The organism is Corynebacterium zhongnanshanii, assembly GCF_014490575.1.
GTDB lineage: Bacteria > Actinomycetota > Actinomycetes > Mycobacteriales > Mycobacteriaceae > Corynebacterium > Corynebacterium zhongnanshanii.
In genome coordinates, this window is record NZ_CP061033.1 from 1619188 (window position 1) to 1633357 (window position 14170).

At 59.2% G+C, this 14170-nt stretch carries 10 protein-coding genes and 1 tRNA gene; 6 read left to right on the plus strand and 5 right to left on the minus strand.

Annotated elements, in window-relative coordinates; translation table 11 throughout:
- Positions 1-360: 360 nt before the first annotated feature.
- From IAU67_RS07225 to IAU67_RS07235, 3 genes are all read left to right on the plus strand, one after another.
- Positions 361-1344, plus strand: coding sequence for a bile acid:sodium symporter family protein (locus IAU67_RS07225; RefSeq protein ID WP_151842007.1), 984 nt, complete (start codon positions 361-363; stop codon positions 1342-1344).
- 409 nt (positions 1345-1753) lie between these two features.
- Positions 1754-2077, plus strand: a complete 324-nt coding sequence (locus tag IAU67_RS07230; RefSeq protein WP_151842008.1) for a ribbon-helix-helix protein, CopG family — start codon at positions 1754-1756, stop codon at positions 2075-2077.
- A gap of 244 nt (positions 2078-2321) precedes the next feature.
- Positions 2322-3485, plus strand: a complete 1164-nt coding sequence (locus IAU67_RS07235) for an MFS transporter (protein WP_151842009.1) — start codon at positions 2322-2324, stop codon at positions 3483-3485.
- A 97-nt stretch (positions 3486-3582) separates the two neighbouring features.
- Here the strand turns inward: IAU67_RS07235 and IAU67_RS07240 are convergent.
- Positions 3583-3656: transfer RNA gene (locus tag IAU67_RS07240), tRNA-Met, on the minus strand.
- A 116-nt stretch (positions 3657-3772) separates the two neighbouring features.
- Positions 3773-6721, minus strand: a complete 2949-nt coding sequence (locus IAU67_RS07245) for a UPF0182 family protein (protein WP_225723517.1) — start codon at positions 6719-6721, stop codon at positions 3773-3775.
- Between the two features lie 119 nt (positions 6722-6840).
- Here IAU67_RS07245 and IAU67_RS07250 point away from each other — a divergent pair, with 119 nt between their 5' ends.
- Positions 6841-7419: a PPA1309 family protein gene (locus IAU67_RS07250; protein WP_151842011.1), complete on the plus strand. Its 579-nt coding sequence runs from the start codon at positions 6841-6843 to the stop codon at positions 7417-7419.
- A gap of 32 nt (positions 7420-7451) precedes the next feature.
- Here IAU67_RS07250 and IAU67_RS07255 read toward each other — a convergent pair whose 3' ends face one another.
- Entirely contained in the window at positions 7452-8513 is a 1062-nt protein-coding gene (locus IAU67_RS07255; protein ID WP_151842012.1) for a YlbL family protein, read from the minus strand.
- Positions 8514-8622: 109 nt separating this feature from the next.
- Between IAU67_RS07255 and IAU67_RS07260 the strand changes: the two genes are divergently transcribed.
- Positions 8623-10005 carry a zinc-dependent metalloprotease gene (locus IAU67_RS07260; RefSeq protein WP_151842013.1) on the plus strand — a complete coding sequence of 461 codons (1383 nt, stop codon included), beginning with the start codon at positions 8623-8625 and terminating at the stop codon, positions 10003-10005.
- Between the two features lie 80 nt (positions 10006-10085).
- Positions 10086-10970 carry a hypothetical protein gene (locus IAU67_RS07265; RefSeq protein WP_151842014.1) on the plus strand — a complete coding sequence of 295 codons (885 nt, stop codon included), beginning with the start codon at positions 10086-10088 and terminating at the stop codon, positions 10968-10970.
- 28 nt (positions 10971-10998) lie between these two features.
- On the opposite strand, the gene IAU67_RS07270 is transcribed toward IAU67_RS07265, so the two are convergent.
- Both IAU67_RS07270 and IAU67_RS07275 read right to left on the minus strand, forming a co-directional pair.
- On the minus strand, positions 10999-13077 hold the full coding sequence (locus IAU67_RS07270) for an ATP-dependent DNA helicase UvrD2 (protein ID WP_151842015.1): 2079 nt from the start codon (positions 13075-13077) through the stop codon (positions 10999-11001).
- Entirely contained in the window at positions 13077-14153 is a 1077-nt protein-coding gene (locus IAU67_RS07275) for a potassium channel family protein (RefSeq protein WP_151842016.1), read from the minus strand. Before IAU67_RS07275 ends, IAU67_RS07270 begins: the two co-directional genes overlap by 1 nt.
- Between the last annotated feature and the right edge of the window lie 17 nt (positions 14154-14170).

Consider the following 14170-nt stretch of genomic DNA (forward strand, 5'->3'; position numbering starts at 1 on the left):
GCACAAACAGAGGGGGTCTTTACCCCCTTGCCAGCATAGCCCCTACTCAGTCACCACTCGTAATGCTAATGGTTAGCAGTTAGTCACCAAGAGTTCACTTTCTGTTCACCAAATCTCGATGCTGCAGGCAGCGCTCTATTGTTTTACTCACCTCAATAGGGGTAAAGAACCTTCGAGAGGGTCAAGGATTACTTGAGGGCTGCGGCTGCGGGCTAGAATCTCGCCAGCAGTTCGCGAGTGCGCGTGGAGAAGCGTGCGCGGAGGCGTGCAGAAGCGCGTGCGTGCGTGAGCATGTCGTGCGCGCACGAACCCGCGAGCTCGTGAAGACCACAGATCCGTCCCGTGATGCAGGAGCGTCCCATGTCCCCAGAATCACACACCGCTGAACAGTCAAAGTTCACAGCGATGTTTGAGGTATTAGCCTTCCCCGCCTTCATCCTGATCGGCTCCGCCCTGGCGTTCCTCTTCCCTACCCCATTCCTTCCGCTCACAGACCTCATCACGTACTTCCTGATGATCATCATGTTCGGAATGGGATTGACACTCACGATCCCCGATTTCCAGCAGGTCGCAAAGCGCCCGCTAGCGATCCTCTTAGGCGTGCTGGCACAGTTCACGATCATGCCGCTGCTGGCGATCCTCGTAGCCAACGCACTGAACCTTAACCCCGCCCTCGCGGTCGGTCTGCTGATGCTGGGATCCGTGCCGGGAGGCACGTCCTCCAATGTGATTGCCTACCTTGCCCGTGGCGACGTTGCCTTCTCTGTGGCAATGACCAGTGTGTCCACCCTGGTGTCCCCCATCGTCACGCCCCTACTGATGCTGTTCCTGGCGGACACGCACACGGAAATCAACGCCTGGGGAATGACCTGGACCCTGTGCCAAACCGTTCTGCTTCCAGTGGTGGGTGGCCTTGTGATCCGCGTGGTGGCAGATTCCTTCATCAATAAGATTCTGCCGATCTTGCCCTGGGTATCTATTTTCGGCATTGGCGGCGTGGTCTTCGGCGCGGTGGCCAAGAACGCGCACAGCCTAGCAATCGTGGGAGGCATTGCTATTGCCGCGGTGGTAATTCACAACATCCTGGGCTACGTGCTGGGATACTTCGTTGGAAAGCTCGTCAGCATGCCTGTTGCCAGCAAGCGAACCCTAGCCATCGAGGTGGGAACTCAATCGGCCGGCCTGTCCTCCGGTATGTCCGCCAAGTTCTTCAGCCCCGAAGCCGCCCTGCCGGGAGCTATTGCCGCAGTGGTCCACAACATCACCGGCGCGATCTACGTTGCGATCTGCCGGAGACCCGATGCGCGGAAGGTGCCTGTAGAGAACCCGGCTGAGCAAAGCTAAGGCCCCCTCCACTCACAAATTGTTCGCCCATATCGCCAGATTTCGGCCAAAATCTGGCGATATGGGCGAACATTTTTCTTCTAGGTCGGCTGTGCCGCAACGTCACCGGCCCGGCTAGCACGCCTAGCTAAGTCACGGGGTGATACGGCTAGAGGATCTCTCTCACACACTCATCGAGTAGCACTGCACGCCGAAGAAACCCAGCCCATACAGCCAACTCCTTGGCCTCCTTGTCAGACTTCTTCGATCTGGTCCAGATTTTCTATCTACTTACACGGAACGAAACCTGGGACACTTCACAGAAATTGAAGTAATGTTCACTGTCCAGCCGAACCATGAAATCGTGATTTTTCATTGCGTGAAAGCTCGCGACAAGATCAAAGCCCTATGCAACAAGGAGAACTAAACAATGACCGACCGCACCGACTTTGACGATCTATCAGCTTGGGCTGAGTCAGATGCAGCAGTAGCCGCGGTGGAGGATGCCGTGCAGACACGAGGGCTCGAATATCGCACAGAAGAATCCGACACTATCGAACAAGAATTCGCCAGAGCTGGCCGCCCTTCACTCAATGCCAACCCCATGGGCAACGGAGCATCGCCACGCAGGCAGGTAAGACTACCCCATGATCTCAATGACGCACTCGATAGATACGCAGCAGAGACTGGCACATCAGCAAGTCATATTATGCGTCTGGCTTTAGAGCGATTCCTGAGTAACCCTGCTGCCTAGACATTGATCCAAGCTCTGGAGCAGGGCTGCTCCGAGCGTTGGATTGCAGTTACAGACAGACTGACACCGTCTGAGTCTGTTGACGATGCCCGAATCCCGGTTTGTTCCCAAATCTCAATCAGCCTACTCGCCACCCGTAAAGTCCTACCCACACGTTAAAAAGTTGCGAGGCGAGGATTGGAAAGAACCTTATGATATAACCGCCTCCCATCTACGCAAGCGGAACACAACCTAGGACACTCCAATGCGTCTATCGACATCTAATGCCCCCTTCGTGGCGTGGTTACTGTCGACCATCCTCACGCGTCTAACCGTGACCTCGCTGCCGATGGTCAGCATCGTAGGCATTTCAGCAGCCGGTGGTTCTTATATCCTCGGTGGGGTTGCCTCCGGCGCCTACGCAATCGGGGAATCCGTAGGAGCCATTTTCCTTACTCCCTTGTTTTCCCAGCACAAGGTGAAAATGCGTCTCATGCAAGGTTGTGCACTGTGTGCGTCTTTGCTGTTCCTGTGCAGTTTCTTGGCACTTGGTGGAACGTCCTACCTGGCGGCAATCCCATTTTTGGTGTTCCTCACCGGTGCTCTCTCGGCTCCGATTCCTGGAGTTCTTCGCTCTTCGATAAGCCAGTTCTCCAGGAACCCAGATCGCGCCATGAGCCTGGATAACGTGATCAATCAAAGCAGCTGGGTCATTGGCCCAGTTCTAGGCGTGGCCATGGTGCATAGTTGTGGAACCACCGCGGGATTCTGCTTACTGGGAGCTTTCTTGACCATGTCCATGATCACCACCCCGAAAGCCATTGCAGACGGTTACGAACAATCAAGCGGCGCAACCGCTAAACCTCAGTTCACTCTTGTCATTATCCCGGTTGTTGCCTCGGCAATAATTATGGCCGTCACGGCCTCCTTCGATACGTTGGTTCCCATTCTGCTCACCGAATGGGAAAGAACGGACTCACGCGCCGGATGGGTGCTGGCCGTCCTGGCTGGTGCCAGCGTCGTGGCGTCGGCACTACTTGGGATAAAGTCACGCTGGAAGCGCAAAGAACACAAGGCGTCCGCGTGTACATTACTGGTGGTTGTGGTTCTGGGTATTACGGGACTTACCTACTCCTACTCCAGCCTCCTAGTCATTGCTGCCATTCTGGGAATTGCACAGGCCCCTGCCATGATCTTCAGGCAGCAGATCATCGCGGACAAAGTGCCGAAAAGCCAACAGGCCACCGCCTTTTCCTACCTCTATGCAGCAGGAGGAATCGGCTATTCACTCACCGCTGGCCTCACCCCCGCTGTGTCGAAAGCTTCCTCCCCGGCTGTCGCCTCGCTCACCGTCGCCGCCCTGTGCCTCCTAGTGCTTGTGGGCAGTTACCTATGCACCAGGAGGCTAGACCGATGTAGAGCGGGTTAGGCGGGCTAGACTCCCACCGTGAGTCCCAACCGCGATGTGCGGTGGAAAAATGAAGAACCCCTGACCAGTATTTCTACTGGTCAGGGGTTTTCCTTTGTAGCGGGGGCAGGATTCGAACCTACGACCTCTGGGTTATGAGCCCAGCGAGCTACCGAGCTGCTCCACCCCGCGTCGGGTGCGTGACTCAAACTATTGTCTGTGTCAGCGACTCCACTACTCTAACGCATCTCACCCGAGAAGTGAAATCGCCTGCGCACAGGCGGTTTCACGCACCGGTAATTACGATCTTATTGGCCAGACTGGAGCTCACTCACTGCCTTATCCAACTCATCCAAGGCCTTACCGAACTCCTCAAAGCTTCCGCTCTCGCGCGTACGGTTCACCTTGTCCATCGCGTCACGGACCTTCTTAGACGCCTGAGAGGCTGAACCAGATCCCTGCGAGTTGTTCTTCTGAGCCTCACTCTGCTGACCGGATTCGTTCTTCTTCTCCTCCGACTTCTCGGAGTCACTCTGGGACGAACCACTCACCACGGAGCCGTCAACTTCCTTGAGGTCCTGCACCGCAGAAGCATCCAGTCCCACCTGTTCCAAGGCCTCAGCAATGGTTGGCGCGTAGCCCACCTGGTTGTTGTAGCTCACCAGCACACGCAGCAGCTTCGGGAATGCAGAGTCCTGGCCGGCACGCTTGGAATACACCGGCTCCACGTACAGGATCTTGCCGTCACCGATAGGCAGGGTCAGCAGATTACCGTTGATCAGCTCATTGGAGCCCTTCAACAGCGTGCGCTCTCGAGCGATCTCGTCAGAGGACATCATGGTGTCTTGAGCCTGTGCAGGGCCCTGCGTCTGGGTACTCGTTGGCAGCGCTCGAATGTGAATCTGCCCGTAGGTTTCCGGATCGGAAGACACAGACATGTGCGCAGCCAGGAACTGACGGGACAGACCACGGAACGGGGTGATCAGCTGGAAGCTAGACTTCTTCGTCTCCGGGTCGGCAGCAACCACGTAGTACGGAGGCTGCGGCAAGTTCTGGCGCCGCTCCTCGGCCGTCGGGTCGGTAGGCACAGACCAGAAGGAGTCGTTCTGGAAGAAGATACCCGGATCGGACACGTGGTACTTCGCAATCAGTTCACGCTGCACCTTGAAAATGTCCGACGGGTAGCGAAGGTGATTATTCAGATCCTCACTGATCTCCGCCTTAGGCTTCACCACATCCGGGAAAGCGCCCATCCAGGCCTTCAGGACAGGATCCTTCTCATCAAACTGGTACAGGTCCACGGAACCGTCGTAGGAATCCACCACGGCCTTCACCGAATTGCGGATGTAGGACACATCGTTGGTCACAATCTGATTCTGATTCACGCCCTCTGGGTTCAAGGCATCCGCCGTGGTGTCCGTCAGGGACGTGCGCTCGGAGTATGGGAGATTGTCCAACGTGGTGTAGCCATCCACGACCCACTTAATGCGCCCGTCAAGGACCACGGGGTAGGTGGTGGAATCCGTGGTCAGCCACGGAGCAACCTTGTGGACTCGCTCGCGAGGATCACGCTCGTGCAGGATGCGCGATCCCTCACCAATGCGGTCCGTCAGCAGCATATTCATGGACTGGAAATGCGCAGAGAACATCAACCGGTTGAAGTAATTGGACACATCCACACCACCGTTTCCGGTGTAGGTGTAGTTATTGGCATCCGTGTCGTACTCCTGAGGAGTAGAGGCAGACTGATTACCCACAATCGCGTAATCCGCGTTAGGCGCATCATTGGACGCAATGAGCGGACCGAAGTAAATGCGCGGCTGCTTCAGATCCAGCTTCAGCTCGCCGCCCTGATTCTTCGACTCCAAAGACTGCAAATCCGCCACGGTGTACACCGGGTATCCACCACGGGCACTACCCACATCGCGAGCCACCTCATCGACCTTGTTCGCCGGAGCCGCAATCAGACCATTTCCATGGGTATAGACCGTGTGGCGGTTAATCCAATCCTGCTGGTTGCCATCCAACGCATTGGGGTCGAGCTCGCGGGCAGCCACCACGAAATCGCGCATTTCCCCATCGACGTCATAGCGGTCAATAGCCAGCTTGTCGGGGAAACCGTAGAAATTCTTCAGCTGTTGCTGCTGCGTGAACGTTGGGCTTAGGACCTGCGGATCCAGCAGGCGAATATTGTTCAAGGTGTTATTGTCCACCTTGTCATCGTGAGGCTTGGCGTCGGCTCCCCAATTACGTTCGTACGTCACATGGTCGTCGCCCAGGTTATAGGCGAAACGGGTGGCTTCGATATTCCGGGCAATGTAATCCCTTTCCTTTTCCGCACGGTTCGGGTTCACGGAGAATTGCTCCAGCACCGCCGGCCAACCCACAGACAGAGTCACCACGGATCCCACCATCAAGGCCACTGCCAGGGCAGGAATACGCAGGTCCTTCAGAACAATCGTGCCGAAGAACATCGCCGCCACGAAAATGGAAATCACCAACAGGGCGATCTTTGCCGGAAGCACAGCATTAATATCCGTGTAGCCAGCACCCGTAAACGTAGCATTGGAACTATTCAGCAATTCGTAACGCGCGAACCAATAATCCAGTGCCTTCACTAGCATCCACGCACCCGCAATCACGGCAAGCTGGCGCAACGCCACATCGGAGACGTGTGCCTTCTCCCCCACCCGGGCATTACCCGTGGTGATCGAACCCAAAAAATAATGCGTGATCAGATTCAGAAGAAAAGCCACCACCAGGATGAAAGACAGGGAGGTGACAATCAGGGTCAGCATCGGGAGGTTGAAGGCGTAGAAACCCAGATCCTTGTTGAATTGGGCGTCCGTCTGACCGAACTCGCTACCATTTAAAAACAGCAGCACCGTGCGCCAATTGCTCTGGGCAATTATTCCGGCTACGGCACCCACAGCGAAGGGAATGCCCACAAGGAATGGCCGCAAATTCTTCTTAATAAGCGGGCGCAATTCCTGAAGCGGCGAGCTGCTGCCCATCTGCTGGAATTCATCCGGACGGGCTCGATACGCCACAAAGATGGCCAGCCATGTCAGCACAGCGGCAACCAAACCAAAGACAACAAACATGGCCACGCGGACCAGCAGGACATTCACAAACACGCCCTGGTAGTCCACGCTTCTAAACCACGCGAAATCCGTGTACATGCCCACAAAAATGGGGACGATGAAAAAGAAGACAACAGCCACACCGGCACCAATTCCGATGAGGCGGCCTGTCAGGGATGCCCCCTTGCCGGGGGACTTCGAGCGGGAACTAGAACCAAAATTCGGGATACTCAACGCTTCTCGGGCTCCTCTACACAATGCTATTGAAGCCAGCTTACGTACAATATGAGCTCATGGCACCTTCCTCATCTGATTCCCCCCACTCCTCCGATCACACCTCCGATCACACCGCCGATCTGGACCTCCACGACGACCGCATCCTCAACGCTGCCCTAAGGGAAGCGGTGGACTTTGTGCACGCCGAGGGGTGGGACCGCCCCGCCACCCTGTTTGCCCTGGTCCCGCACGCATTCATCGCCGATGTTGTGGATGCGGACGCCCAGGAAAACCCGCTCGCCCTGGTTGTTCAGGAGGACCTCCCGGAGCACATCCGCCCGGGCTCGGAGGAACTCGGCGAGTTCATTGCCACGATCCGTTGGCCTGAGCAGGTGGTGGGTGCGATCCTCGCTCAAGAAATCACCTTTGTGAATACTGCCGAGGGGACCGACGCCGAGCCTCGCGCCGCCCGACTGTATTCCGGAATCTTGTCCGGCCCGCAGCAGGACGGCGCTGAGCGCACCCTCATCCAGCTACGCCCCACCGAGGAGGAGCTGGACGCGGATCCTTTCGCGCAAGATAAGCCGCAACTTCTGGGTGGCGAAGACATCGCCCCGGGCGTCATCGCGACGCTTCGCGCGACCTTCGAGGACTAGGAAGCCCAGCCCCTAAACCAGGAGCACACCCCCTATCCGCAGGTCTGCACATCCTTGCCAGCCGCGTAGTCCTTCAGCTGCTTCACCGCAGTATCCAGGCTATCCACCTTCAGTAGCGTGGGCTTATTCTTCGCGGTCATGGCCTCGGTGCAATTGCCCTCGGGCACCAGGAACACCTCCGCACCGGCCTCCTTGGCCGCGGCAATCTTGTGGGTAATGCCACCGATCGGCCCCACCGAACCATCCGCGCTGATGGTTCCCGTGCCGGCCACGAACTTCCCGCCCGTGAGTTCCCCCGGGGACAGCTTATCCACCACGGCCAGCGAGAACATCAGTCCCGCAGAGGGGCCGCCCACATCACTGAGGTTATAGTTCACCGTGATGTCCCCGGCAGGTTGAGCCAGCGTCGTCACACCCAAAAACGTCACCGCATCACCGTCGACCTTCCGCTCGCCCAGGGTCACGGGGATACGTTCGTCCTTGGCCTGGCGGGTGACAGTCAGGGTGACGGTATCGCCCGGATTCTTGTGCTGGATGATCTCGGCCAGGTCGGACGGGGTGGCAACCTTCTCGTCATCCACGGCCGTCACGATGTCATTGACTTTCAGGGCCTTATCCGCGGGTGAGTCTGGGGTGACGTCCACCACCACGGATTCAATGGGCTTGTTCAGGTAATTCATGGCGCTGATGGTGGCGTTAGAGGCCGAGGACGTAAACGCCACAGCGTTGCGCTCCTCCACTTCCTCCTGGGACACCCCCGTGGGGAAGATGTTTTCCAGCGGCACCATCGTGTCGTCCGTGGTCGCCCAGCGCGTCAGGGCTTGGGCCAGGGTCATGTGGGTGCGCACCGCCACGGTGGTCATGTTCAGGTTGCCGGAGGTCTTGTCCACCTCGGCTCCCTTAATTTCCACCACTTCTTTGCCGTCTACCTCGCCCAAGGTGTTAAAGGTAGGCCCTTTCCCTTCGGCTGCGTAGGGCACAGTCAGGTCGATATCCGTTCCGGGCACTTTGGGCAGGCCAAGGAGGGACAACAGAACCACGACTGGTAGCGCGCCTACGATGACGGTGCGGTTTCGTCGATTCCACAAGTTCACCTCAAAAACCCTACCAGCCCACCCGAGCTATGCCACTGTTCGCTGTGGGCACACAAAATATCTTCGGGGCACAGCCACCTGGCCTGTTTTCATCTGTACGGTGGAGGACATGTACAACTTTGGCTTTGGTTTCTGGGGTCCAGACGATGACAACTCCGATGATGGGCGCCGCAAGAACAACCCCGGCGGGGGCAACCTTGGCGACTTCCTGAATCAGTTCGGGGCCATGCTGTCTGGCTTCGGCACCGATATGAATTCCCCCGACGCCCAAGGCCCCGTCAATTACAGCCTTGCGGAAAGGATCGCGCGTCAGCACATCGGCCGCGCGAAGCGCCCCACCCAGCAGGACTCGCAGGCGGTGGCGGAATCCATTCGTCTGGTGGAGTTGTGGCTGGATGAGGCGACGGTCCTTCCCGCTGGGGCGACAAGCTCCGTGGCATTCGGCCCAGAGCAGTGGCTGGAGGAGACCTTCGCCACGTGGAAGCGGATTATCACTCCCCTGGCAGACAAGCTGGGCGATGCTGCGATGGGTGGGGTTCCCGAGGAGATGCGCGAGCAGATGGGCCCGATGTCCGGCATGATGAAGCAGATCAATGGCATGAACTTCGGCATGCAGCTGGGCGGCACCTTGGGTGAGATGGCGAAGACTGTGGTCACGTCCACCCAATGGGGCGTCCCGCTGGCCGAGGGCAACACTGCCGCGATTGCCACCTACCATTTGGAGGACATGGCGAAGAAGCTGGGCTGCGAGCGCCAGGAAGCGCTCGTGTACCTCGCGGCTCGTGAGGCGGCGCATCACCGCCTGTTTAAGCACGTCCCGTGGCTGCGGGAGCGCCTGATCCTGGATGTAGAGGAGTTCGCGGCGGGACTGACCCTCGATTATTCGGGCATTGAGGAAGCCACTCGCAATTTCAATCCGGAGATGCTCAACGATCCTTCCAAGATCCAGGAGATGATGAACTCCCTGCAGGGTGAGGACATGTCTCCAAAGGTTGTGTCCTCCAACGATCACGCGCGCGAGCGCCTGGAGACCAGCCTGTCCCTGGTTGAGGGTTGGGTGGACTTCGTGGTTGGCAACGCCTTGGCCGAACGCTTCCCCCAGGCTGCTCTGATTGGTGCCGCGTGGTCGTCCTTCCGTCAGAATGAGAATCCGATGATGGATGCGATGACCAGCGCAATGGGCATTAGCTTCAACGCGCCACGCGCCGATGAGGCCGCCGAACTGTGGCGCAAGCTCCACCAAGCTGTGGGAGCGGAGAAACGCGACGCGGTGTGGGATCACCCGGACTTCCTGCCCGTCACCTCGGATCTGGATAATCCTTCTGCGTTCATTGGCCACGTCACGCTGGACTCCGATGATCTGAAGGACTTCAACCCCATCTCCGAGATCGAGAAGCTGGAGGAGGAGCTCCGCAAGCAACAGGAGGACTCCGACGGCGACAACGACGGCGGGGCCGACGGCGACGGCGCAGAGAACCCGAAGGACTCCTAGCTCCTCAGCTCGGCACTTGCTACAGTCGGTACGAAAAGACACTGCACCAATTTCGGGGGATCTTCGTGCCGACTATTTTCATGCCTGCTTCTGTCACCATGCTCCTGCGTCCCCGCACGGGCATCCAATTCGGGGTGCTGCCACAGCATGCCGTCATCCTTCCTCTCCCGCAGGACGTCACCTTGGGGCAGGTGGCCCAGGTGTTTGGCCTGGCCCGGCAGCCCATCAGCGCCGAGGACCTGGTCAAAGGGCTTGGGCACTGCGGGCTCCAGCAGGGCTTTGCGGAAGAGGTCATTAAAGAGCTCCTGCAGGCCCGCGTACTGTTGGCGCACTCGCGCCGATACACGCCCACCTATGTGTTGGAAAATGGTGCATCCTCCAAGCACACCGTCCAGGCACTGGATCGCATGGGGATTCCCCACCGCCTCATTGACGATCCGTCCATCGCCGGCAACAGCCTGGTGCTGACCGGGGGTGAGATCTTCGTTCCCAACGACATCCACTACGCGCTCATGACCCACCGCATCGCTCACTTCCCTCATGGCCTGGTGGACGGGAAGCTGGTTATGGGGCCGCTTATCATTCCCGGGGTCACGCCATGCCTGACCTGCTTCGATAGCCTCTACACCGCCGGGGATGCCCAGTGGAATGCGATGCGGGTTCAGGCCAGCGCTAAGCCCGCGCACCGTGATCGCTACGACCTTGACTTCGCAGCCCTGGCCATCGCCACCCTGGTCCGCGATGAGTTAGCCCCCTGGGCCATGCAGCATCGTGCCGCGTGGAACAACGGAACGCCGGAAGACGCCCCCGCCGTTCCGCGCTCCGTAACCCACCGCCGGGTCATCACCATCGGCAGCTTCGACGTTCACGAGGAAACCACGGTGGACACCTACCAACCCGCCTGCCCCGTGTGCAGCATCGCCCGCATGGATGGTGCCGTTCGACGCGTGCGTCACGTGAGCTGAAGCCTTCGATGACGATCTAGCTGACGACCTAGCTGAAGTTATCGACGATGGCGAGCACGTCGTCGCCGAACTCCTCCACCTTCACCGGGCCAATCCCCGGTACGCCCACCAGTTCCTCCCGGGTGCTGGGTAGGGTCTGGGCGATGGCCTTCAGCGTGGCATCCGTGAACACCACATACGCAGGCACTCCACGGTCCGACGCCACACTGGTACGCCAGTGGCGCAGCTCCGTCACCAGCACATGATCCAGCTCGCTGACGTGCTCCCCGCACCGCCCCAGAATCTTAAACTCGGGGGTGGCCAGACGAGTGCCGCACACCGTGCACGCGTTCTTCGGGGCTCCCTTCGTGCCATGAGCCGACCTCCCACGGGCCGAACGCTCCCCAGATTCACTCTGCTCCCCCGGGACAAGACCATCCAGGAAACGGGTACGCCGACGATTGGCCTTCCCACCGGCAGCCCGCGCCGAGGCCCACGAGAGGTACAGGTGCTCACGAGCTCGAGTGACACCCACGTAGAACAGGCGCCGCTCCTCTTCGATCGCCTCTTCACTCTTCTTGCCCTTCAGAGCGTAACGAATCGGCAGCATGCCCTCCACAAGCCCGATCAGGAACACAGCATCCCATTCCAAGCCCTTCGCCGTGTGAATGCTGGACAGGGTCACTCCCTGGACCTTCGGCGGATTCTTGGACTCAGCGCGCTCCCTCAGCATGGAGACCACCGTCGCAAAGGATAGCTCCGTCGTCGATTCCTGAATGATGTCACGAACCAACAGGTACAGCGCATTCAGCGAGTTCCACCGACGCCGCTCCTGCGCCCCGGACGGTTCCTGCGTGCCCAGGCCCAGCGGCTGCAATGCATGCTGCACCGCGGGAAGGATGTCATGGTACTCGGGCTGGAAACGCTGCGCCGCGCGCGTGAGAGCACGCATCGCCTCCTTGATCTCCGTGCGCTGAAAGAAGCCCTCCCCGCCTTTGACCTCGTAACCAATCCCCGCCTGGTCCAGCGCGTATTCCAGCGCAGCGGATTGGTCATTGACGCGGTACAGCACTGCGATGGAGCCTGGATCCACGCCCTTGCTGATCAGCGCCTGGATACGCTGCGCCACGCCTTCGGCCTCGGCGGCGTCGTCCGTGTATTCCGTGAACTCCGGATCTGGACCTGGCGGGCGCTGCCCCTCCAACTCCAGGCGGGTGCCCGCAGCCCTGCCGGATGCCTTCTCGATCACTCTATTGGCCAAGCCGACCACATTCGGTGTGGAACGATAGTCGCGGTGCAGGCGCACCACCGTGGCCTCCGGGTACTTCCGGGAAAAGTCCAACAAGAACTCAGGGCTCGCACCATTGAAGCTATAGATGGTCTGGTTGGCGTCCCCCACCACTGTCAGGTCGTCCCGATCGCCCAACCACGCGTCCAACAGGCGCTGCTGAAGGGGCGTGACGTCCTGATACTCGTCCACCACGAACGTGCGATAGCGTTCCCGAAACTCCTGGGCGATCCCCGGATGGGACTCAATCGCCCCGGTCATGTGGAGCAGCAGATCATTGAAGTCACAGATAATACCCTGGTCCGTGACCTTGAACTGCTCATATGCGCGAAACACCTTCACGAAACGCTCCGGTTCCACCGGGCAATCCCTGCGCTGAGGCACCACGTGGCGAGGGTAGTCCTCCGGCACAATCAGGCTCGATTTCGCCCAGGAGATCTCCTCATTGAGGTCCTTCACCGTTTCCGTGGACGGCTCCACGCCCACCTTCCGCGCCGCCGCGTGGACGAGCCGATACGTGGAGTTCTCTAAACGCCACTGCACATCCCCCGCGTAAGCCGGCCAGAAATACTGCAGTTGTCGCATGGTGGCCGAGTGGAACGTCTTCGCCTGCACCTTCGGCACGTTCATCAACGTCAGGCGCTCACGAAGCTCGGACGCGGCACGCTTGGTAAACGTCACCGCCAGCACGTGATCTGGGTTCACAAAGCCGCCCTCCACAAGGTGGGCAATGCGATGGGTGATCGTGCGAGTTTTACCGGTACCCGCACCTGCGATAATGCACACCGGCCCACGCGGGGCGGTCACTGCCTGAAGCTGTTCGGGATCCAGTTGTAGCACTAGGACAAAATCTCCTCTGGTCCCGTGTTGGAACGGACATACAGGATACGGTCACCCGGCTCGATGGCCTCCGCCTCTGCCGCATCAATGCGGTACAGCTCACCGGAACGCACCACGCCGAGCACCACGTCCTCCAGCACACGCGGGTTGGCTCCCACCTCTTCTTCCACAACCAGGCGCTCCGCGATCGAGAAGCCCTCGTCGGGACTCAACAGGTCCTCCATCATTTCCGTCACGGACGGGGTGACCGTCGCCAAGCCCATCAGGCGGCCTGCGGTCTCCGAGGACACCACCACAGAGTCCGCACCCGACTGGCGCAGCAGGTGGGAGTTATCGGATTCGCGCACGCTGGCGACGATGGTGGCCGACGGGGCAATCTCTCGAACGGACAATGTAATCAGCACGGCGGCGTCGTCCTGATTCGGGGCAACAACCACGGCGCGGGCACGGGTCACGCCAGCCAGCTTCAGGACATCGGAACGGGTGGCGGAACCCTGGACCGTCACCAGGCCCTGGGCGCTGGCGTGATCCAGCATGTCGCGGTCCACGTCGATCACAACGATCTGCGACGGGGAGACGCCGTCTGCAAGCAGCGCGGCAATGGCCGAACGGCCCTTCGTGCCGTAGCCAACAACAATGGTGTGATTACGCAAGTGCTTCCTCCAGCGGCGTAGTTGCAGCGTTTTCCGAGATTCTTCCGTCAACACGCTCAGCGTGGTTCCGACCAGAAGGATCAGGAACACAATGCGCATCGGTGTGATGACCAAGATGTTGATGAGGCGCGCGTGTTGAGAGATCGGCGCAATATCACCATAACCCGTAGTAGATAGCGATACTGCTGCATAGTACGTGGCGTCCACAAACGTGTACAGCCCCGAGTAGCCCGCACGATCCCAATACGCGATACCGGCCGTCGCGAACAGCAGAATCAGCGCATAGAAGAATCGGCGTGCGATCAACCACCACGGACTCTGGGCCACGGTATCCGGAATCCGGACGATACTCAGCAGCGCATGCGGCGGCAGCGAGTCCATCTCAGGATCCACCCGGAAGCGGTTCCTTAAGCTATCCCTCATCAGATCTCCGAGTCCTC